The organism is Klebsiella sp. PL-2018, from assembly GCF_019048985.1.
Classification (GTDB): domain Bacteria; phylum Pseudomonadota; class Gammaproteobacteria; order Enterobacterales; family Enterobacteriaceae; genus Klebsiella; species Klebsiella michiganensis.
In genome coordinates this window covers 561,986-584,470 of the sequence record NZ_CP077673.1, presented here as the reverse complement: position 1 = coordinate 584,470, position 22,485 = coordinate 561,986, and the positions used below count along the sequence as shown (strand labels likewise).

Genomic DNA, 22,485 nt, shown 5'->3' with positions numbered 1-22,485 from the left:
GTTATTGCCCGGCGATCTTCATCTCCGGCAGCAGTACGGAACCGCACTGAATGTTGCTGCGCGTTTCGATATCGTCGCCGATGGTCACGATATTACGCCACATATCTTTCAGATTTCCTGCAATGGTTATCTCACTGACCGGATACTGAATTTCGCCGTTTTCTACCCAGAAGCCGGACGCGCCGCGTGAGTAGTCGCCGGTGACGCCGCTTACACCCTGCCCCATCAGTTCCGTTACGACAAGGCCGGTTCCCATCTCTTTAAGCAACTTTGCAAAACTCAGGCCGCGGCCGTTGATCCGCCAGTTGTGAATACCGCCGGCGTGGCCGGTGCTCTTCAGCCCCAGCTTACGCGCCGAGTAGTTGGTCAGCAGCCACTGGGTCAGTACGCCGTCTTTAATGATATCCCGGCGTTCCGTACGGACGCCTTCGCTATCAAATGGCGTCGAAGCCAGACCTTTCAGCAGGTGCGGATGCTCTTCAATGGTCAGCCAGTCCGGCAGGATCTGGCTACCCAGCGCATCAAGCAGGAAGGTGGATTTACGGTAAACCGAACCGCCGGCGATCGCCCCGACCAGATGGCCAAACAGACCGGTAGCGACTTCGTTGGCGAAAATCACCGGCGCTTTCATCGTCGATAGCTTACGCGGGGCCAGGCGCGACAGGGTGCGGCGGGCGCACTCTTCGCCAACCCACTCCGGCGATTGCAGGTCGTCTATCGCCCGTCCGATGGTGTAAGCGTAATCGCGCTCCATATCGCCATTCTCTTCGGCAATCACGCAGCTGGAGAGCGAGTGGCGGGTAGAGCAGTAGCTCTGCAGCATGCCGTGGCTGTTGCCGAACACTTTAATGCCGTAGTGGCTGTTAAAGCTGCCGCCTTCGGTATTGCTGATGCGTTTATCGGCTTTTAGCGCCGCCTGTTCAGCGCGGGAGGCCAGCTCGATGGCTTCATCCGGGGAAACTTCCGCCGGATGGAACAGGTCAAGGTCCGGGGCTTCAAAAGCCAGCAGTTCTTTATCCGCCACGCCCGCGCACGGGTCCGGCGAGGTATAGCGGGAGATATCCAGCGCCGCCTGCACCGTGCGGGCAATAGCCTGCGGGCTGAGATCGGTCGAAGACGCGCTGCCTTTGCGATTCTGGTGATAAACGGTGATGCCGAGAGCACCATCGCTGTTGAATTCTACGTTCTCCACTTCGCCGTAGCGGGTGCTCACGCCGATACCGGTAGTTTTACTGACGGAGACTTCCGCGCCGTCGGATTTGCCTGCCGCCAGTTCCAGCGCCGTGGTCACGGCCTCTTCCAGCGTCTTACGCTGTTGTGCAACTTGAGAGATGACTTTCATCGCTAATGCCATAATGTAAGAAGGAGTTAACTGAAGTCTAACAGAGAACCGTTTTTCAGTGCGCGCCTTAACTGGTAACATTAGTCTCTTTTTTAAGGAGCCTGAGATGACAAAGCAGCCCGAAGACTGGCTCGACGACGTCCCTGGTGATGACGTCGAAGATGAAGACGATGAAATTATCTGGGTCAGTAAAAGTGAAATTAAGCGTGACGCCGAAGAACTGAAGCGTCTTGGCGCGGAAATGGTCGAGCTGGGTAAAAACGCGCTCGATAAAATCCCGCTGGATACCGACCTGCGCGACGCGATTGAACTCGCCCAGCGTATCAAGAAAGAAGGCCGCCGCCGCCAGATGCAGCTGATTGGTAAAATGCTGCGCAGCCGCGACGTCGAGCCGATTCGTCAGGCGCTGGACAAGCTGAAGAACCGCCACAACCAGCAGGTTGCGCTGTTCCATAAGCTTGAGCAGATCCGCGATCGTCTGATTGATAATGGTGATGATGCCGTGGCTGAAGTGCTGAACCTGTGGCCAGATGCCGATCGTCAGCAGTTGCGTTCGCTGATCCGCAACGCCAAAAAAGAGAAAGAAGGCAACAAGCCGCCGAAGTCCGCGCGTCTTATCTTCCAGTACCTGCGCGAACTGGCCGAAAGCGAAGGCTAATTCTGTATGACTCCCCGGATTACGGCTGTTGCCCGATCCGGGCGACCCACTCCCTCGAACGCAATGCCATGGACAATGGTCAATTCGAATTTTCCCTGCATTTAAATCGGTTTTAATTTTTCATTTTCATTCGATTTCGCGCATATATTTAACTTTTATTTCACAAGAAAGCCGTTCCATTGCAATCCGGCTGGCAATCTCCCCTCGCCATCAACGCCAATGCCATCAACACAACCTGTTAACTTTATTAAATAAAACAATATAACCCTGCCTTTAGGGCGCTGACTTTATCAGCAGTTTGCTTATCTTTGATCCACCTCTCAAAACGGTTTTGTTATTTCATACATTATAATAATGAAAAATAAATTTCATTAAAGTACAAGAACCGAAACGGTGCGTGCGCGTATTTTTGGCCAGTGAGTTCTGTTCATTAAAACCTGGCGTCTGCAGGCTTTCCTCAGCAGAAAGTCGACAAAATCATCCGCACCGCCGCAGGTGAATCGCCCAGCGGAGGCCATCGTCCGGCAAGAAGCAGGAATTCACTTTTCACGAGAGGGGCTAACCCGGCGGTCGGTTATTTGCCGCCGACCGGAGCCAGATTTTAGAGAGTCGACAGCTATCATCATGGAGAAAAATATGACTACTGTACCAAGGCTGAAATATTTCGTTGATGGTCAATGGCGCGTATCGCAGACCGAACGCTATATGGACGTCTATAACCCAAGTACCGGGGAAGTCATGGCTCAGGCCCCCTGCTGCACCGAGCAAGAAGTGCTGGATGCCGTTGCCGCGGCGCGCAAAGCCTTTCCGGCGTGGTCAGATACGCCGGCCATTAAACGCTCGCAAATTATGTTCCGCGTTCGCGAATTATTAATCCAGCATCAGGACCGCTTAACCGAGCTGGTGGCAAAAGAAAACGGTAAAGCCTGGGGCGACGCCCAGGGCGATGTATTAAAAGCGAAAGAAGGTACCGAGCTTGCCTGCTCGATTCCCACTCTCATGGCCGGTGAAAACCTGATGGACGCCTCTGCCGGGATCGACACCAACCTTTATCGTGAGCCAATTGGCGTGTTCGCCGGTATTGTGCCGTTTAACTTCCCGGCAATGATCCCGATGGGATGGATGGCGCCATTATGCGTCGCCTCCGGTAATACCATGGTGATTAAAGCGGCCAGTATGACGCCGATGACCTGTATGGAAATCACCAAACTCTATCAGGAAGCAGGGGTGCCGGATGGGGTGATTAACGTCGTGACCTGCTCACGCAATGAAGCCGATATCTTGCTGACCCACCCGGACGTCAACGGCGTCTCCTTCGTCGGCTCAACCTCCGTGGGCCTGCACGTTTACTCCAAAGCCGCCGCTCACGGCAAGCGCGTTCAGGCGCTGTGCGAAGCGAAAAACCATGCCCTGGTGCTGGCCGATGCGCCAATTAACCGTACCGCAGCGGGGATTATCAACGCCGCGTTTGGCTGCGCGGGCGAACGCTGCATGGCGCTGCCGGTTGTCGTGGTGCAGGAAGAGATCGCTGATAAGCTGATTGCCGCCGTCGTCGAGAAAGCCAAACAGCTGAAAATCGGCCCCGGCTATCTGCGCGATACCGATATGGGTCCGGTGATTTCTAAAGATCATAAGCAATCGGTCATCAACTGGATTAATAAAGGCATTGAGGAGGGGGCAAAGCTGGTGCTCGACGGTCGCGCTATTCAGGTGCCGGGTCAGGAAAATGGCTTCTACGTCGGGCCAACCATCCTGGATCGCGTAACCGAAGAGATGAGCATCGGCACGCAGGAAATTTTCGGGCCGGTGCTGTGCTTTAAGCGGGTCAAAACCTTCGAGGAAGGTCTGCAACTTATGAACAATAACCCGTTTGCCAACGGCTCGGTTATTTTCACCCAAAGCGGCTACTACGCCCGCGAATTCCAGAAACGCACCCACGGCGGCATGGTCGGTATCAACGTCGGTATACCTGTGCCGGTCGGCGTATTCCCGTTCTCAGGCCATAAGCAGTCCTTCTTCGGCGACCTGCACTGCCTGGGCAAAGACGGCGTCCGTTTCTACACCGAATCAAAATGCGTGACCTCGCGCTGGTTTGATGAAGAGGAAGCGAAACGCGAAAAAGTCGACTCCTGGGACGGTACGATTTAAACGCCGCTAATACCCCAAATAATTCAAGTTGCAGTCAACGCACCAGCCGCTCGAAGTATGACGGTCAACTCCCTCCAGATATTGCTTCAGCAATATCTGGAGCATTAATTCGATTTTTTTACTCTGCACGTGTCGCTGAATCGTAAATGACGAATGCACACTAAAAAAATCCTTAATATTAAATGGAGTTTCCTATGACCCAGGCCTTCTCAATTCCTCGCAGTATTATTTATGGCGAAAATGCTTTAGAACATCTTTCCACCCTGAGCGGCAAAAAAGCCGCGTTAGTCACTGGCGGAAGTTCCATGAAGCGTTTTGGCTTTCTGGATAAAGCCGTCAGCGAACTCAATAAAGCAGGTATGGAGTGCATTATTATCGATAATGTCGAACCCAATCCGTCCATTAAAACCGTCTGGCGCGGCGCAAAAGCGATGCAGGCTTTTGAACCGGACTGGATAGTGGCGATTGGCGGCGGCTCCGCGCTTGATGCCGCAAAAGTAATGTGGTGTTTCTACGAGCATCCGCAGCTGAAGTTCGAGGATATTCTCCCGGTCGGTTCCATGCCGGCGCTACGCAATAAAGCCCGATTTGTGGCGATCCCTTCCACCAGCGGCAGCGCCTCTGAGATCACCGCATTTTCGGTGATCACCGACACGGCAAATCATATCAAATACCCGATTGTTGCCGCCGATCTGGTACCGGATATCGCCATTCTCGACCCCACCATTCCGGCAAAAATGCCGCCGCACGTTACCGTTCATACCGGAATGGACGTTCTGACCCACGCCATTGAAGCCTATGTGTCCACCGCGGCCAACTCGTTTACTGACCCCTATGCGGTAGAAGCGATTCGGCTGGTGTTTACGTATCTGGAAATCGCCTGGCGCTCACCTGATGATTTAAACGCCCGCATGCATATGCACAATGCTTCTGCGCTGGCGGGAATCGCCTTCACCAACGCCTCGCTGGGGTTAGTTCATTCAATGGCGCATAAGATTGGCGGCGAGTTTGGTATTACCCACGGTCTGGCAAACGCGATTATGCTGCCTTATATCATTCAATATAATGCGAAGTTCACCAAAAAATATCGTCAGCTGGAAGCGGCGTTAGGCATCAAAAACCTGATTGAAGCGATCAACGCGCTGAATCAACGTCTGGGCGTGCCGAAAACGCTAAGCCAGTGCGGCGAAGTTGAAATCAATGAAATCACCTTTGTGAACGTCCTCGACAGAATGAGTCACCATGCCGTTGACGATCCCTGCACATTAACGAATCCTAACTATCCGTCCGTTCAGGATGTCAAAGGGCTCTATACCAAAGCGTTCTACGGCGCTTGATAACCTCCCCGCTGCGTTTTTTTACACGATAAAGCCGCTTCAACCAGGGCCGCCTGGGCCACTAAAGCCCGGCGGCCCTGTCGTTTCTAAAGGCTTCATCATAGCCGTAGCCAGTAATAGCTGAATCGTTAAAGCTAAAATCATCTTGATTCACATTTTTTTAGCAACAACTTTTATAATTACTTAAAAAAAGCGATTTAAATCTCATTTAAAAATATAAAAACGGCCGTTTTCTCACCAGGTGAGACACTTCACATTTTCATAATCCACTTACAACTAAATTCCCTGCATCAGCAACACAATCGATTCAGCAAAAGGGTTAAAAAATGAAAAAAACATTAGCTTTAACAGCAATCGCTATGCTTGTTTCTGGGCCTGTAGTCGCGAAAACATGGGTGCTGACAAGCGCTGAAAGCGGTATGGATAAAGGAAACTGGCAGATAACCAGCGACCAGCTGAAGATAAAAGATCATAACTTCAGCATTGAGCAAAAAGTCCTTCACGGCGGGAAACAGGAAGGCAGCAAAATCCTCGTGATCCACAGCAAAGACGGCCTGACGATTACCCTGAGCCCGACTCGCGGCATGAATCTACTGAAAATCGAAGGTTTTGGTTCACGGATGGGCTGGGACTCACCGGTAAAAGAGGTGGTCAACCCGGCCTTTATTAACCTCGAAAGCCGCAACGGGCTGGGCTGGCTGGAAGGCTTCAATGAAATGATGGTGCGCTGCGGCTATGAATGGACCGGCCACCCGGTAACCGCAGACGGGCAGATTTATACCCTGCACGGTAAAGTCGGCAACACGCCGGCTTCACAGGTGGAAGTGGAAGTCGCGGACACCGCGCCGTATGAAATTCGCGTTCGCGGGCTGGTGAAGGAGAGCACGTTTAAGAAAGCGGATCTGCAGACCATGACCGAGCTGCGCTATGTACCCGGCAGCAACAGCTTCAGCCTGCACGATGTCTTAACCAACCATGCTGACTATCCGCATGACTATCAGATTATCTATCACAGCAACTTTGGCAAGCCGATCCTCGAAGAGGGGGCCCGCTTTATGGCGCCGATCGCCAGCATCAGCCCGTTCAATGACTACGCCAAAGCCGGCTTAAAAACCTGGCAAACCTACGCCGGTCCAACCAAAGATTTCGATGAAATGGTGTTTAACATGCAGCCGCTGGCGGACGAAAATCATCAAACGCTGGCCGCCGTGGTCAACAAAGCCGGCGACAAAGGGGCATCGATTCAGTTTGATACCCGCCAGCTGCCGGTGCTGACGCTGTGGAAAAACACCGATACCGAGAAACAGGGTTACGTGACCGGTATTGAGCCGGGTACCAGCTACGCCTATCCGGTAACCATCGAGCGCGAGCAAAAACGCGTTAAGCAGCTTCAGCCCGGGGCAAGCACCCAGTTTGATCTGACCTATACGCTGCTGCACAGCAGCGAGCAGGTTGCCGACGTGGAGAAGAAAATCGCGGCCATTCAGGGCGATACCAAAGTGGCGGAAAACGAAACGCCTATCGCGAAGGAGTAGCGTAAGCTTTGAGCCCATCCCGGGTTGCGGCGTAACGCCTGACCCGGGCTACCGGCCCGCAGACGGCGCTGAACCCGTAGCCCGGCTAAGCGCAGCGCGAGCCGGGAAAAAAGCGGAGATGACATTGCGCGCTGCCTCCCGGAGGCGGCGCTTGACGCGCCTGACCCGGGCTACCGGCCCGCAGACGACGGTAAACCCGTAGCCCGGCTAAGCGCAGCGCGAGCCGGAAGAAAAGCGGAGATGACATTGCGCGCTGCTTCCCGGAGGCGGCGCTTGACGCGCCTGACCCGGGCTACCGGCCCGCAGACGGCGCTGAACCCGTAGCCCGGCTAAGCGCAGCGCGAGCCGGGAGAAAAGCGGAGATGACATTGCGCGCTGCCTCCCGGAGGCGGCGCTTGACGCGCCTTGTCCGGGCTACCGGCCCGCAGACGGCGCTGAACCCGTAGCCCGGCCAAGCGCAGCGCGAGCCGGGAAAAAAGCGGAGATGACATTGCGCGCTGCTTCCCGGAGGCGGCGCTTGACGCGCCTTGTCCGGGCTACCGTCCCGCAGACGACGGTAAACCCGTAGCCCGGCTAAGCGCAGCGCGAGCCGGGGAAAAAAGCGGAGATGACATTGCGCGCTGCTTCCCGGAGGCGGCGCTTGACGCGCCTTGTCCGGGCTACAAAACCTTGACCGCGCCAGCCTGCTCCATGACCACCAAACGCAAATCCTGCGCAAAGCGCTGGTACTGCGCCTCATTAATCGGCTGCGGATAGCTCAACACGATCAGTTCATGATCGGCGATGCCCTGATGATAGGTCGGATGACGATGCGCCCAGGGATTCGCGCAAAATCCCATGGTTTCATAAAAGCGCAGGCGCTTATGGGCAACTTCGCTGGTCAGCGGATCGATTTCCAGAACGGTCAGCGGCGCGCGCTGAAGTATTTCAGCTAACAGCCGCTTGCCGTAGCCGCGCGATCGCAAGGTATCGTCGATGGCCAGATGTTCAACGTAGCGATAGTCAGCAAACCGCCAGCAGCCGCTCAGGCCAATAAACTGGCCATCATCGAACCAGGCTTCCAGTTCATAATGCGGATTATCAAGCGCCTGCTGCTTAGCCTCGGCTTCACGCTGCTCGTGCCACGGGAAGGCCCTGCCGTACAGCGCATCAAGCGCGGGAAAATGCGCGGAATCGGTAGAGGTCACTCTTTCTGAATTCAACATGAACCCTCCTGGCCACAAAAACTATCCGCCCTCACGCGGAGGGCGGATAAACGAGGAGAATAGCCTACTCGGCCGCCTCGGCTTTTTTCGCCAGCTTATCGAGCAGCTTCTGATGAATGCCGCCAAATCCACCGTTGCTCATCACCAGAATGTGGTCGCCAGGATGGGCGGTTTTAACAATCATATCCACCAGCGCATCGACATCGGCGCTCCAGTGCGCAGGCTGTACGCAAGCGTCAGCCACTTCAGCAACCTGCCACGGAATATGCTGCGGCTGCAGCAGGAAGACCTCGTCCGCGCGACCGAGAGACGGCGCCAGGTCGTCTTTGCAAATGCCCATTTTCATGGTGTTAGAACGGGGTTCAAGCACGGCAAGAATACGCGCGGTACCGCCAACTTTGCCGCGTAGCGCCTGCAGGGTCGCCAGAATCGCCGTCGGGTGGTGGGCGAAATCATCGTATACGGTCACGCCGTTGGCTTCGCCGCGCAGCTCCAGACGGCGGCGGGCGTTGATAAAGCTGCCCAGCGCGTTGGCCGCATCGGCAGGCAGCACGCCGACATGCCGGGCGGCGGCGATGGCCATCAGGCCGTTATGCATATTATGCTCGCCGACCAGCGCCCACTTCACTTCGCCGACTTTCTCGCCGTCCAGCCACACTTCCCAGGAGGAAGCATCGGTGGTGAGCTTTTTCGCCTGCCAGTGCCCCTGTTCGCCAACCAGCTCCTGCTCGCTCCAGCAGCCCATCGCCATCGTCTGCTTCAGATTGATGTCGTTCTCCGGCAGGATAATCTTGCCTTTGCCCGGCACAATACGCACCAGATGATGAAATTGCTTCTGGATAGCTTTTAGATCGTCAAAGATGTCCGCGTGGTCGAATTCAAGGTTATTGAGAATCAACGTGCGCGGGCAGTAATGAACAAATTTGGAACGTTTATCGAAGAAAGCGCAGTCGTATTCATCGGCTTCAATCACGAAGAACGGGCTGTCGCCGAGGCGCGCGGAAACATCGAAGTTGCCCGGAACGCCGCCGATAACAAAGCCCGGCTTGTAGCCGCAGGCTTCGAGGATCCAGGTCGCCATGCCGGCAGTGGTGGTTTTCCCGTGCGTTCCGGCAACCGCCAGCACCCAGCGATCGCGCAGCACGAAATCGTGCAGCCACTGGGGACCGGACATGTAAGGGATATTATTTTCCAGCACCGCTTCCACGCACGGGTTTCCGCGCGTCATTGCGTTACCGATGATCACCAGGTCCGGCTGCGGATCCAGCTGGCTGGCATCATATCCTTGAATTAACTCAATTCCCTGGTTTTCCAGCAGGGTACTCATTGGCGGATAGACGTTCGCATCCGACCCCGTTACCTCATGACCGAGGGAACGCGCCAGCATCGCCAGCCCCCCCATAAACGTGCCACAGATTCCTAAAATATGAATGCGCATTCGTCATTTCCTTCTCTTATCTGAAGCACAGTTTACCGGGATGTTGGGGGGGAAAGAAATGCATTTCAGGCGAATCCGTATTTTGCTGGCGCGATTCACCAGTGCGAACTTTTTTTATTCTTTGTTAAGATTGTTATGTTCGTTTTACTTCACATAAACATGCAGGGAACGGGTTATGAAAACGTTAGGTGAATTTATTGTCGAAAAGCAGCACGAGTTCTCTCACGCAACCGGCGAGCTTACTGCTTTGTTGTCGGCGATAAAGTTAGGCGCCAAGATCATCCACCGCGATATCAACAAGGCCGGCCTGGTCGATATCCTGGGTGCCAGCGGTGCTGAAAACGTTCAGGGCGAGGTTCAGCAAAAACTCGACCTGTTTGCCAATGAAAAGTTGAAAGCCGCACTGCGAGCACGCGATATTGTTGCCGGGATCGCCTCTGAAGAAGAAGATGAGATCGTCGTCTTTGAAGGATGCGAACACGCCAAATACGTGGTGCTGATGGACCCGCTGGATGGATCTTCTAACATCGACGTTAACGTCTCTGTTGGCACGATCTTCTCTATTTACCGCCGCGTCACGCCGGTGGGCACCCCCGTTACCGAAGAAGATTTCCTGCAACCGGGCAACCGACAGGTCGCCGCGGGCTATGTGGTGTATGGCTCCTCGACGATGCTGGTTTACACCACCGGCTGCGGCGTCCACGCCTTTACCTATGACCCCTCCCTTGGCGTCTTCTGCCTGTGCCAGGAGCGCATGCGCTTCCCGGAAAAAGGCAACACCTACTCGATTAACGAAGGTAACTACATTAAGTTCCCGATGGGCGTGAAGAAGTACATTAAGCACTGCCAGGAAGAAGATAAAGAGACCCAGCGCCCGTATACCTCACGCTACATCGGCTCTCTGGTGGCGGATTTCCACCGCAACCTGCTTAAAGGCGGCATCTATCTCTATCCGAGCACCGCCAGCCACCCGGACGGTAAACTGCGTCTGCTGTACGAATGCAACCCGATGGCGTTCCTTGCGGAACAGGCGGGCGGTAAGGCCAGCGATGGTAAAGAGCGTATTCTGGATATCATCCCGGAAAGCCTGCATCAGCGCCGTTCTTTCTTCGTCGGCAACAACCATATGGTTGAAGACGTCGAAAACTTTATTAAAGAGTTCCCGGACGCGTAACCCGCCTCTTCCCCTCCCGCCTTACGGGAGGGGAAATCCTTCCATCAGTGCCCCACCCTTGTCACCGGCGAACTCTGCCGATTCTCCCACAGCACCGTCAGGCCGCGCTGCAGCGCGATAAAGATGAACAGAAGGATACCGATAGCGATCTTGGTCCACCATGAACTCAGCGTACCATCGAAGTTGATGTAGGTTTGAATCAGCCCCTGAATGGCGACGCCAAACAACGTGCCGAGAACCGTCCCCACCCCACCGCTCAACAGCGTACCGCCGATAACCACCGATGCAATCGCGTCCAGTTCAACGCCAACGCCCGCCAGCGCATAGCCCGCCTGGGTATAGATGGAGAAAACGATCCCCGCCAGCGTCGCCAGCCCGGTAGAGAGCATATAAATGCGGATCGTCGTGCTCCGCGTGGAAATCCCCATCAGGTTCGCCGAAGTCGCATTACCGCCGATGGCATAAACCTGATTGCCAAAGCGGGTGCGGTGGGCCATAAAAATTCCGCCGATCACCACCAGCAGCATCAACAGCCCCATCGCGCTCAGACGCCCGCCGCCGGGGATGGTCCATGCCAGTCCTGACAGCGCGTCATACACCGGATGATTAATGGGAATCGACTCTTCCGAGACCAGGTAGCTGACGCCGCGCAGGAAAAACATCCCGGCGAGGGTGATGATAAACGCCGGGATCTTCAGCGCATCAATAAGCAGGCCCATAAACGCGCCAAAGGCGCAGCCCATCACCAGCACCAGCGGAAACGCCACCAGCGGCGAAATCCCCCAGAAACCGATCGCTTTAGCGAGAAATACGCCGGTAAAGGCGATCACCGACCCGACCGACAGATCGATCCCGCCGGAGAGGATCACGAAGGTCATGCCGACGGCGATGATCCCAAGAAAGGCATTGTCGGTCAGGATATTGCAGATCACCCGCGTCGAGGCAAAGCCGGGAAACTGGGTCAGGCAGTAAAGGTATCCCAGTACGAAGACCGCGAGGGTAATCATTAACGGTAAATTACGTTTTATCATGGCCGCGCATCCCCTTCAGTATGCTGATAAAGCGCGGCGACTGGACGATCAGTACGCACAGCACCACCACCGCTTTGACTACCTGATTAAGCTCCGGCGGGAATCCTGACAGCAGGATCCCGGTATTCATCCCCTGGATAATCAGCGCCCCGACGACCGAGAGCAGCAGGTTAAAACGCCCGCCCATCAGCGAGCCGCCGCCGATAACCACCGCCAGGATGGCGTCCAGCTCCAGCCATAGCCCGGCATTATTGGCATCCGCGCCGCGAATATCCGCCGCAACGATAATCCCGGCAATCGCCGCGCAAACGCCGCTCAGCACGTAGGCCAACATCACGACGATGCGGGTATTTACCCCGGCGTTTTTCGCCGCACGAATGTTAATCCCCACCGCTTCGATAAACATCCCCAGCGCGGTTTTGCGGGTAAACAGCCAGAACAGCACCAGCGTCACGATCGCGATAATCACCGGCGTCGGGAACAGCAGTAGCGATCCGCTGCCGAGCCACGCCAGATGCGGAGAGTCAAAGGTCACGATCTGCCCGGAGGTGATCAGCTGCGCCACGCCGCGTCCGGCGACCATCAGGATCAGCGTGGCGACGAACGGCTGGATCTTCAGCACCGCCACCAGAATGCCGTTCCACAGACCGGCCAGCGCGCCGGCCCCCAGCGATGCGAGCAGCACAACCGTCAGGCTGTGCCCCGCCACGGTCATTGACGCCGCCGTTGCGCCGGCAATCGCCATCACCGCTCCGACGGAGAGGTCAATCCCGCCGGTGGCGATAACCAGCGTCATGCCAATCGCCAGCAGCGCCACCGGCGCGGCGCGGTTCAAAATATCTATCGGGCTGCCGAACAGTCGCCCGTCCTGGAGCACGATCTGGTAGAAATGCGGGGCGACCAGGCTGTCAACGACCAGCACCAGCAGCAGCGCAATAATTTGCGGCATCCCTTTTGGCCAGTTAAAGCGCCGTTTCGGCTGGCCGGTTTTCGGAACAGATTGAGGCATCATCGGTTACTCCTTATGCCGCAATAGCGTTCATGATCGCCGGCACGGAGAGCTCGCTCAGAACCAGCTCCGCCACCTGCTGGCGATCGCGCATGATAATCACCCGATCGGCGTAACCCACCAGCTCTTCCAGCTCTGAAGAAATGACCAGCAGCGCCAGACCATCGGCGCACAGGGTTTCAATCAGGCGGATGATTTCGGCGTGGGCGCCAACGTCAATACCGCGAGTCGGTTCATCAAGGATCAAGAACTGCGGCTTCGTCAGCAGCCATCGGGAGAGCAGCACCTTCTGCTGATTACCGCCGGAGAGAAATTCGATCGGCTGTTCAGCGCTGGGGGTACGAATACCCAGTTGACGAATGAAACGTTCAGCAATCTCATTTTGTTCGCGCCGACCAATCGGCCGCAGCCAGCCGCGCTGCGCCTGGAGCGCGAGAACGATATTTTCCCGCACCGAGGCGGCGGCGATAATGCCGTCGGTTTTACGATCTTCCGGACAGAAGCCGATCCCGAGGCAGGATGCCTGATGCGGCGAGCGCAGGGTTTGCGGCTTGCCTTTGATCCACGCTTTGCCGCTGTCGGCGGGTTTAATGCCAAAGATCACCTCCGCCGTTTCCGTACGTCCCGAGCCTAACAGCCCCGCCAGGCCGACGATTTCACCGGGACGGACCTGCAGACTAAACGGTGCGATGGTGCCTTTTTTGCCAAAATCTTCGAAGGCGGCCACCGGCTTATCGCTCAGCAGGGTGCGGCCCGCGCGCTGCAGGGCGTTATGCTCCAGTTCACGGCCCAGCATCATCTTCACCAGTTCAATTTGCGGCAGCTCGCGGGTTTCCCGGCAGCCGACAAAACCGCCGTTACGCAGCACGGTGATGCGATCGCTGACGGCATAGACCTGGTCGAGGAAGTGGGTGACGAAAATCAGGCTGACCCCGCTATCGCGCAGCTGGCGCATCAGGGTAAAGAGCATCTCCACCTCCTGGGTATCCAGGCTGGCGGTCGGTTCATCAAGAATTAACACTTTTGCTGACAGGTCGATCGCCCGGCAGATCGCGACAATCTGCTGCATCGCCACCGAAAAGCGGTTCAGCGGTTCACGGACATCAAGAGAAAAACCGTAGGACGCCATCAGCGCGGTGGCGCGCTTTTCCATCTCTTTACGCCGCAGCAGGCCAAAGCGTCTGGGCTCGCGGCCGATAAACAGATTGTCCGCCACCGACATATTAGGCAGCAGGTTCACTTCCTGATAGACGGTGCCGATCCCCAGCTGCTGGGCGTGAGCGGTATTTTTCGGCGCGATCTCCCGCCCTTCCAGCCAGATGGCCCCGCGATCGGCATGATAGACGCCGGTCAGCGCTTTGATCAGGGTGGATTTACCTGCGCCGTTTTCGCCTAACAGAGCCATGATTTCGCCCCGGCGCAGGCTAAAATTAACGTTATCCAGCGCCTTCACGCCGGGGAAAAATTTGCTAAGCCCTTCAGTACGAAGGATTTCCTGATGTAATTCGCCGTTCATGCTCTCCCCCCTCACCTTTGCCCTCTCCCCGATGGGAGGAGAGGGAAATCAGCCGCGCTTTAGCGACCGGGGACATCCCGGAGGCGGCGGTGAACCTGTCATTCGGCTACTCAGTAGCCCATATTTTTCTTCTTCTCTAACTCTTCTTTCGCCGTATCCGGCAGGTAGAGGGTCGATTTGGTGATGGTGACTTTTTCAGGCAGGGTGCCGTCTTTTTTGTATTTCTCCAGCGCATCGAACGCCGGACCGGCCATATTCGGCGTCAGCTCGACGCTGGCATTGGCCTCGCCGGCCATCATCGCTTTATAGATATCCGGCACGCCGTCGATAGAGCCGGTGAGGATATCTTTGCCCGGCTTCAGCCCGGCCTCTTTAATCGCCTGAATGGCGCCAATCACCATATCGTCGTTATGGGCGTAAACCATGCAGATGTTCTTGCCGTTGTTTTCCGCTTTGATAAAGCTCTCCATGACTTCTTTGCCCTTGCTGCGGGTAAAGTCGCCGGACTGGGAGCGGATAATTTTGATATTAGAGGCTTTAGAAATGGCCTCAGCGAAGCCTTTCTTGCGGTCAATCGCCACGCTGGCCCCTACGGTGCCCTGCAGTTCAACAACGTTACACGGCTTGCCGTCGACGGTTTTCACCAGCCACTCACCGATCAGCTGGCCTTCCAGCACGTTGTTCGCGGTGACGGTGGTCATGTAGAGATCTTTGTCTTTAACATCAATTGAGCGGTCGAGCAGGAATACCGGGATTTTGGCCTCTTTCGCTTCTTTCAGTACCGGCTCCCAGCCGGTCGCTACGACCGGCGCGATGAAGATGGCATCGACGCCCTGAGCGATAAAGGAGCGTACGGCTTTAATCTGGTTTTCCTGTTTTTGTTGCGCGTCGGCAATCTTCAGAGTGATGCCGCGCTTCGCGGCCTCCTCTTTCGCGACGTTAGTTTCGGCCGCGCGCCAGCCGGATTCAGAACCGACCTGCGAAAAACCTACGGTAAGAGGGGCAGCCATGACCATAGACGACATAGCTGCGGAAACTGCTGTGACAAGAAGTAAGCGCTTCCACATAAGAGGATCCTCGTAGGGTTATTGTTGGTTAAAGCCTCACCTGCGGACAAACTATAGACAATCGGAGATGTAACTGAATGCGTTACATCACACTTCAAAAAAGTTAATTAGATGTTAATCGGCGGCCATCTCACCAGCGGAGAGCCGGTGAGGCTTCGCGAGCCGCGCGAGCTTCGCCGTTTATGACGAAATTTTGCACACTTTGAGATATCAAGCATATGCAATGAAAACGGTTACATAATTTTATTCAGTATGCGGCTATGTTTATGGATTTTCAGGCTGTCTTACGCTGAAAAATTCAGACTCCACCCACCCGTTCTGGGGAAAAAGAAGCGAAGACATTCGATGTGAGTTGGCTATAATACCGGGCACTTGTTTGCCATACATTTTAAAGGAAACAGACATGAGCTTACTCAACGTACCTGCGGGCAAAGATCTGCCGGAAGACATCTACGTCGTGATCGAGATCCCGGCGAACGCAGATCCTATCAAATACGAAGTCGACAAAGAGAGCGGTGCACTGTTCGTTGACCGTTTCATGTCCACGGCGATGTTCTATCCGTGCAACTACGGCTACATCAACCACACCCTGTCCCTGGACGGCGACCCGGTTGACGTTCTGGTCCCGACGCCGTACCCGCTGGAGCCAGGTTCAGTCATCCGCTGCCGTCCGGTTGGCGTGCTGAAAATGACCGACGAATCCGGTGAAGATGCGAAACTGGTTGCGGTACCGCACACCAAGCTGAGCAAAGAGTACGATCACATTAAAGATGTGAACGACCTGCCGGAACTGCTGAAAGCGCAGATCACCCACTTCTTCGAGCACTATAAAGACCTCGAAGCGGGCAAATGGGTTAAGGTTGACGGCTGGGACAACGCTGAAGCGGCGAAAGCTGAAATCGTGGCTTCCTTCGAGCGCGCTAAGAAGTAATTCAGCCGCACTCAGGTTCGCAAAAACACCGCCTCCGGGCGGTGTTTTTTTGGCCGTTGATCCATGCCCGAGCGGCGGCTGACGCCTTAGCCGGCGACAGCACCTAACGCCACAAAAAACAACGCCACCCGAAGGTGGCGTTATCGTTATTAATACTGGTCTTTATCCAACCAGTTGCCGCTTTCTATCAGCGTGAAGCCCTCAACGGGGCGCTGATAGACATACATCCAGGCGCTACCGTAGGGCGTCTGGATCAGGTGACGAGCATACTCGCCGCCTTTGGTACGCAGCGCATCCAATTCAGCCAGCGTCGATGCGTCAATACGATAGACCTCACCATGTACCGTGCCATCGCCGGGCACCGCGCCTGGATAGTGGCCCAGGCTGTACAGTTGATAATCATTGACACTATGATCGCCCAGCCACTGAGCGTTGGTCATCCAGTGGCTGTTGCCTTGTTTGCGTCGTAAACTGCCGTAAACAAATATTCGCATTGCTAAAACTCAAACTGATAGAGCAAATCGAGAGCCTGGTCTACGCCAGACACAGCTTCCATATATAGCTTAGGCATCAGGCGATAGCGTAACGTCAACGTCGCCAGGGAGTCAAAGATCCCTACCCCATATTTTACCTGCAGACCCGGCAGTACATAGCCGCTGACCACCACCTGGGAGGAGTCGCCCACTCCCTCGGTATCCAGCGCCAGATTGCTTACGCCAAACGTCTCGCCGATTTTACCCACAACCTGACCACTTTGTGCAACCCCCATACCAATAAGCATTGAAGTCATGGCTGCGCTATCGCTCTGTCCGCTGCCTAAACCCTGCCCGCGTAGCAGGTAAGAGAGCGCTTCCTGCTGCGACATCGCCGGATCGGAGAAAATCTCCGCCTTCGGCTGATCGGCCGAGCCGGTCACGCGAACGCCGGCGATAACGTCGTCCTCGGTGGCGTCCGGATTACGAATGGCTTCGATATTCAGCAGCGGCTGATCCGGCGGACCAGAGAACAGCAGCTCGCCTTTACGCACGATCAGATCCTGGCCGTAGGCATGGAAACGCCCTTCCGGGATGTTGATCTGCCCGTTGAGCCCCAGCCCCTGTTTGTCCTGCGCCACTTTCAAATCGCCGGTCAGACGCGCTTTCAGACCAAAGGCGTCGAGACGAACGTTGTTGCCCACGTGAATCGTCAGATTGCTGTTGATAGGGATACCGGCGCTCTGCTGCTTAATCGGCTGCAGATTTTTATCCAGCATCACTTCGTCAGATGAGACCCCAACGGCGCTTTCCGGCACTTCGTTGACGACGATACGCGCCCAGGGTACGTCAACGCTGCCATCCAGGTTAAACAGGCTTGGCGTGGCGGTAAAGACCACGTCCGGCGACACATCCAGGCGCACCATCGGCGGCACGGTTATCCGCACCCGGCTGCCCTTCGCCGCAATCTGCGCGCGCCAGTTGTCAATCTGCGTCCAGTCGGCGTTGCCGCTGAGCGCAATCTGTCCCTGGCGAGTGTTCACCGTCCCCTGCAGGGTCGAACGGGTACCGGTAAAATTCATCGCCAGCTGGCTCGGCTGCATATCAAACGGCATAAAGTTACCGTCAATATCCACGCCGTTCAGCTGCATCTGACCGAAAAGCTGCGGGCTCTGGACGTTACCGCCCAGCGTCAGACGCGCGTTCAGTCTCCCTTCCGCCTTTTCACCGCGCGAGAAGATAGGGTTGATCATCGCCAGCGAGAAGTTGCTGATATTGACGTTACCGCCCAGATTGCGTCGGCCCTGGGGATCGGTGACCTGCACCTGTCCGTCCAGCTGGCCATTGTTGGTCAGGCGAATCAGCCAGCCCAGCTGGGCGCGGTTATTGTGCAGATCGGCCGTGAGGTTCAGGGTATCGAAAGCCACCGGCAGCGGCGCGTCGTTAACCGTCTGCGTCACCTTCACGTTACGCCCGCTCAGGGTGACCTTACCCTGCGGCAGCCCCTCTTTGGTGGTGTCCCAGCTCACATCGGCATTACCGCTAAACACGCCGCTGGCCTGTGTCGCTTCCGGCATAAAGGGCTTGAGCATCGCGAGATCGAAACGGTTGAGGTTCACCACCGCGCGCCCGCTCGCGCCGGCGTCGATGGTCTGCGGTACGCACAGCTCGGCGTTCGGGTTAGTCCAGCAGTGCGGCCCGATGCTGATTTTCTGCTCAAGGTTGCGGTAATCCAGCGCGATATCACGCGTCAGCGCCACCGGCCCCACCGGGGTCTGGAAACGGGTATTGCTCAGCGTGCCTTTCCAGCGCTCCGCTTTGCGGTCAAAGCTCCCCGCCAGCGAGAGCTGCCCGGAGACCGGATCGCCCTGCACCCGCAGCTGCAGGTCGTGCTGCTTCTCATTGCCCTTCGCATTGAGCTGCACCAGGCTGATATTCACGCCCGGCTGGCTAATACGGTCTACGCGTACGTCAAGGTTACCGCCAATCTGGTCGGTGGATTTCACATCGCCCTTCACGTTCACCTGAGCCACCGACAGCTCCTGCCAGCGCAGCGCCCGGGCGGTGATATCCGCCAGCAGCTGCGGCGCGTCGACGGTGCCGCGAACCTTCACCAGCCCTTTCGCCGTCCCGCCCAGGCCCGGCAGGGCGTTATCGAGATGCGGCGCGTCAATGGTGGCGTCAAGGTTAAGGTCTTTGACCCCCAGCTCGCCTTTCACGTCGGCGCTGTTAGGGCCTAAAGCCAGATGCAGGCCGGGGATTTTCCACTGCATATAGCTGTTGCCCTGCAGCGATCCGCTTACATCGACTTTATTTTGCTTCACGTTACCGGTAATTTTCAGCTCCGGCACCGACATCTGCCAGCTGCCGCCGTACAGGCTGCCCTGGGTCTTAATCAGACCGTTGAGCTTCGACGGCCAGTCCGGGACCTCTTTAGCGGTGTTGATACCGTCAAGCGTCAGTTCGCCGCGCCAGCTGATCGCCTGCTGCCAGTCGAGCAGCGCCTTCAGTTCGGTTTTCCCTTCGAGGGCGGCGACGGTGAGCTTATCGAGATTCACCTGCTGCTCGTTGCCCTTCGCGTTCAGGTTAATCTTCGCTGGCGGCAGCGACTGCCCTTTCACCGCGGTGCTAAAGGCCAGGGTGTAGTCGGTCATCTTGCCGTTAAATTTCAGCAGAAGATCGTCAGCCTGATACGCTTTCTCGCCGGTAAACGGCCAGTAGAGCTGCTGGCTTTTCACCTCCATATCCAGCGGCAGGCCGGCCTCAGCCAGCTGCGTTTCGGCGCGCAGCGTCATCGCGACTGGACCATTCAGATCGACGCCGACCGTGAGCTTTTTACGCACTTCGCCGCCCACTTTTAGCTGCACTTTCTCGCCCTTCAGGGGGTCAATATTCAGCGTACCGTTGAGGGTGATATCGACCGGCCAGTTATCCTGCAGCTGCGCGTTACCGGAAGCCGTGACTTTCCCCTGGTCGGAGTCTACGTCCAGCGCGTCCAGCTTCATCTGCCCATCGATGCTGCTGACTTTAAGCAGCAGATTGTAGATGGTTATATCGGTATCGCCGGTGAGACGCAGCTGCTCGCCGCGGAACGCCTGAATATTAAGATTCAACGGCAGATGGACGTCAGTCATTTCCGGCAGCACCGGTTTCGAGAACAGCTCTTTCATCGTCTCGCCGAGCGGCTTTTCTTCCGGCTGCGGGTTGTCAATTTTCGGCTCGACGACCTGCTCCTGGGCCACCTTCGCCACCTTCGGCAGCGCGATGAGCAACCCCTGCAGCGAGGTCGGCGTCAGGGTGAGGTTTTTCTCCTGCCAGTTGAGCCCCGTGGAAAAGTCGCGCACCGAGACGGCGGTATCGTCAATTTTCACGTTGACGTTATGCAGCGCCACCCGGCTCAGGGTGACGGGATAAGGCGTGGAGAGATTCAGCGGCCCGCTCTCTTCTTCTTCAACCGGCGCCGCTGGCGGCATCTTGCTGGTATCGATCGCCACATAGATATCGCGCAGGGAGATATCGTTGACGCACAGGCTGCTGTCCCACAGGCAGCGCAGCTTAACGCCCAGATGGAACTGGCCGGCGGTGACCGCCACGCCCGGCTGCTCAAAGCGCACGTTCTCCAGCGTCAGATCGCGCCAGCCGCCGGTGGCTTTACCGATTTCCAGCCCCGGGACCCAGCGATCGGCGGCTTTGATAACCAGATGCAGACCGGTCGTCGTCCCCACCAGGAATCCTACCGTCCCCAGCAGCAGCAGCAGAAAAATCAGTACGCCGAGGCTTATCTTCTTCCATAAACTCATAATTCAGGCCCCAGACCGATGTAAAACTGTAAACCGTGCTCTTCTTTGTCGCCGATCGGTCTGGCGATATCCAGCTTGATTGGCCCGACCGGAGACTGCCAGCGCACGCCGAGGCCGGCGCCGGTTTTAAAGTTGCTTTCGCGGATATCGCTTACCGCTTCACCGCTATCGACGAACACCGCGCCCCACCACTTGCCGCTCACGTTGTACTGATACTCCAGCGAGCCGGTAGCCAGCTTCGAGGCCCCCATCAGTTTGCCGTCGTCATCTTTTGGCGAGATAGATTTGTATTTATAACCGCGAATGCTGCGGTCGCCGCCGGCGAAGAAACGCAGATCCGGCGGGACTTTGCTGAAGTTATCGGCCTCAATCCAGCCGAGGTTGCCGCGCACCACGAAGCGGTGGCGGTCATAAAGGGTACGGATCCAGACGTCCTGCGCCTGCATCACAATAAAGTTAATATCCGAGCCCCACATGGTGTTGGAGTAGTCCACCGAATAGCGCTGCGAATCGCCCCAGGTCGGCATCAGGCCGCCGCGCGAACGGGTACGGTTCACCGACACGCCGGGATAGATCAGCATGGTGGTGTTGGTGACGTTGGCCTGGGTAAAGTGGTCAAGACTCCAGCGCAGGTTCAGCGCGCGCTGCCAGCCGCTCGACATCTCCCAGTAGCGCGAAACGGCCAGGGTGGTGGAGTCAGATTTGGTATCGTTGAGATCCGTACGTTTAAAGCCGCCCTGCATCAGGTAGTACTGCTCCAGGGGGCTTTTTAACAGCGGTACCTTGTAGCTGAAATCAAGCTGCTGTTCAGGGGCGGAAAGGCTGAGGCTGGAAGTGAGGCTGTGGCCGTAGGAGTTCATCCACGGCTTTCTCCAGGTGCCTTTGACGCGCGGCCCGACATCGGTTGAGTAGCCAACCCCGGTTTCCACGGTGTTCTCTTTACGCGGAGAGACCACGCCCTGCAGAGGCAGCACTTTCGTCTGACGGGACTTGTCAAACTGCGGCGCCACCACGACGGAGCTAAACCAGCCGGTTGCCGCCAGGCGGCGGTTAAGTTCGGCTAAATCCTGCGAGGTGTAGTAGTCGCCCTGCTTAAACGGCACCAGGTTTTGCAGATATTCGTCGCGAATTTGCGAGCCTTCAAAAGTGACCGGGCCAAAGCGGTAGCGCTCGCCGCTGTTGTAGTCGATATCCCAGAAGGCCTGATGCCGGTCGAGGGAAACGCCAAGCTGGCTTTTATTAAACTCGCTGTCAAAGTAGCCCTTACGCAGCGCAACCCGGGTCAGAGAGCTTTTAAAACTGTCATAATCACCGTGATTGAGGACCGTGCCGATCGCCGGGCGCGTGTTTAGCAAATCCAGATAGTCGCGATCGGTTCGGGCGCCGCCGCGTAAAATCACGTCAGTGCCGCCAATGCGCACCGGTTCGCCGGGCGTGACTTTGGCGATCAGCACCTGACGCCCCCTCGCCGGCGGCGGACGTAAATCAAAATCAATCGTGGGTTCGTAGTAGCCCAGCGCTTTCAGTCCTTCGCGGATAGCATCATCAACGCGCGCGCGAAAGCGCCGGTCCGGCGTGACTTCATCGCTCTGGATCGTAGAGAGTTGGGCGCGGACGTTTTTTTCCAGTTCCCCGGATAGTCCCTCAACCTGCAAACGCACGCTCGCTGCGCTGGCGACCCCGCTGACCAGCAAAACGCTGGCGATACATAACTGGCGGATTTGTAGCACTTTTTCTCCTGAATATCCTTGTTTCCCCCCGAAGGAAACGAAAGTGCCGCTCCACGGCTTAACAAAACCCTAACAACTAAGGGTTGAAAAA

16 protein-coding genes are annotated in these 22,485 nt (G+C 56.5%); 6 read left to right on the top strand and 10 right to left on the bottom strand.

Annotation, left to right across the window (positions count from 1 at the left end; translation table 11 throughout):
* Position 1 precedes the first annotated feature (1 nt).
* Positions 2-1,354, bottom strand: coding sequence for a metalloprotease PmbA (pmbA, locus tag MKleb_RS02750; protein ID WP_217076431.1), 1,353 nt, complete (start codon positions 1,352-1,354; stop codon positions 2-4).
* Positions 1,355-1,448: 94 nt separating this feature from the next.
* Here pmbA and yjgA point away from each other — a divergent pair, with 94 nt between their 5' ends.
* The 4 genes from yjgA (at position 1,449) to MKleb_RS02730 (ending at position 7,020) form a co-directional block, all read left to right on the top strand.
* Positions 1,449-2,000: a ribosome biogenesis factor YjgA gene (yjgA, locus tag MKleb_RS02745; protein ID WP_004098062.1), complete on the top strand. Its 552-nt coding sequence runs from the start codon at positions 1,449-1,451 to the stop codon at positions 1,998-2,000.
* Positions 2,001-2,636: 636 nt separating this feature from the next.
* Entirely contained in the window at positions 2,637-4,148 is a 1,512-nt protein-coding gene (locus MKleb_RS02740; protein WP_025107445.1) for a CoA-acylating methylmalonate-semialdehyde dehydrogenase, read from the top strand.
* 194 nt (positions 4,149-4,342) lie between these two features.
* Positions 4,343-5,485 (top strand): iron-containing alcohol dehydrogenase, encoded by a 1,143-nt coding sequence (locus tag MKleb_RS02735; protein WP_014837210.1) that lies wholly within the window; start codon positions 4,343-4,345, stop codon positions 5,483-5,485.
* A gap of 326 nt (positions 5,486-5,811) precedes the next feature.
* Complete coding sequence (locus MKleb_RS02730; RefSeq protein WP_025107443.1) at positions 5,812-7,020, top strand: aldose 1-epimerase family protein; 1,209 nt, start codon at positions 5,812-5,814, stop codon at positions 7,018-7,020.
* Between the two features lie 659 nt (positions 7,021-7,679).
* Here MKleb_RS02730 and MKleb_RS02725 read toward each other — a convergent pair.
* Positions 7,680-8,225 carry a GNAT family N-acetyltransferase gene (locus MKleb_RS02725; RefSeq protein ID WP_025107617.1) on the bottom strand — a complete coding sequence of 182 codons (546 nt, stop codon included), beginning with the start codon at positions 8,223-8,225 and terminating at the stop codon, positions 7,680-7,682.
* Positions 8,226-8,289: 64 nt separating this feature from the next.
* Positions 8,290-9,663: a UDP-N-acetylmuramate:L-alanyl-gamma-D-glutamyl-meso-diaminopimelate ligase gene (gene mpl / locus MKleb_RS02720; RefSeq protein ID WP_004098056.1), complete on the bottom strand. Its 1,374-nt coding sequence runs from the start codon at positions 9,661-9,663 to the stop codon at positions 8,290-8,292.
* A 175-nt stretch (positions 9,664-9,838) separates the two neighbouring features.
* On the opposite strand from mpl, the gene fbp reads away from it, so the two are divergent.
* A complete protein-coding gene (fbp, locus tag MKleb_RS02715) occupies positions 9,839-10,837 on the top strand; it encodes a class 1 fructose-bisphosphatase (RefSeq protein ID WP_004098053.1) in 999 nt (332 codons plus the stop codon).
* A gap of 44 nt (positions 10,838-10,881) precedes the next feature.
* Here the strand turns inward: fbp and yjfF are convergent, their stop codons facing one another.
* From yjfF to ytfQ, 4 genes are all read right to left on the bottom strand, one after another.
* Complete coding sequence (gene yjfF / locus MKleb_RS02710; RefSeq protein WP_004098052.1) at positions 10,882-11,868, bottom strand: galactofuranose ABC transporter, permease protein YjfF; 987 nt, start codon at positions 11,866-11,868, stop codon at positions 10,882-10,884.
* Positions 11,855-12,880, bottom strand: a complete 1,026-nt coding sequence (ytfT, locus tag MKleb_RS02705; RefSeq protein WP_014227645.1) for a galactofuranose ABC transporter, ATP-binding protein YtfT — start codon at positions 12,878-12,880, stop codon at positions 11,855-11,857. Before ytfT ends, yjfF begins: the two co-directional genes overlap by 14 nt.
* Before the next feature lie 10 nt (positions 12,881-12,890).
* The gene (gene ytfR, locus MKleb_RS02700) at positions 12,891-14,393 is read right to left on the bottom strand and encodes a galactofuranose ABC transporter, ATP-binding protein YtfR (RefSeq protein WP_025107618.1); all 1,503 of its coding nucleotides are present in this window, start codon (positions 14,391-14,393) and stop codon (positions 12,891-12,893) included.
* 110 nt (positions 14,394-14,503) lie between these two features.
* Positions 14,504-15,460, bottom strand: coding sequence for a galactofuranose ABC transporter, galactofuranose-binding protein YtfQ (ytfQ, locus tag MKleb_RS02695; RefSeq protein WP_004098043.1), 957 nt, complete (start codon positions 15,458-15,460; stop codon positions 14,504-14,506).
* Between the two features lie 403 nt (positions 15,461-15,863).
* Here ytfQ and ppa point away from each other — a divergent pair, with 403 nt between their 5' ends.
* The gene (gene ppa, locus MKleb_RS02690) at positions 15,864-16,391 is read left to right on the top strand and encodes an inorganic diphosphatase (RefSeq protein WP_004098041.1); all 528 of its coding nucleotides are present in this window, start codon (positions 15,864-15,866) and stop codon (positions 16,389-16,391) included.
* A 149-nt stretch (positions 16,392-16,540) separates the two neighbouring features.
* Here ppa and MKleb_RS02685 read toward each other — a convergent pair whose 3' ends face one another.
* From MKleb_RS02685 to tamA, 3 genes are read right to left on the bottom strand one after another with little or no spacing between them, the layout of a single operon-like run.
* The gene (locus MKleb_RS02685; RefSeq protein ID WP_004098039.1) at positions 16,541-16,885 is read right to left on the bottom strand and encodes a gamma-glutamylcyclotransferase family protein; all 345 of its coding nucleotides are present in this window, start codon (positions 16,883-16,885) and stop codon (positions 16,541-16,543) included.
* A gap of 2 nt (positions 16,886-16,887) precedes the next feature.
* The gene (gene tamB / locus MKleb_RS02680) at positions 16,888-20,664 is read right to left on the bottom strand and encodes an autotransporter assembly complex protein TamB (RefSeq protein ID WP_025107619.1); all 3,777 of its coding nucleotides are present in this window, start codon (positions 20,662-20,664) and stop codon (positions 16,888-16,890) included.
* Positions 20,661-22,394 carry an autotransporter assembly complex protein TamA gene (gene tamA / locus MKleb_RS02675; RefSeq protein WP_014227642.1) on the bottom strand — a complete coding sequence of 578 codons (1,734 nt, stop codon included), beginning with the start codon at positions 22,392-22,394 and terminating at the stop codon, positions 20,661-20,663. Before tamA ends, tamB begins: the two co-directional genes overlap by 4 nt.
* Between the last annotated feature and the right edge of the window lie 91 nt (positions 22,395-22,485).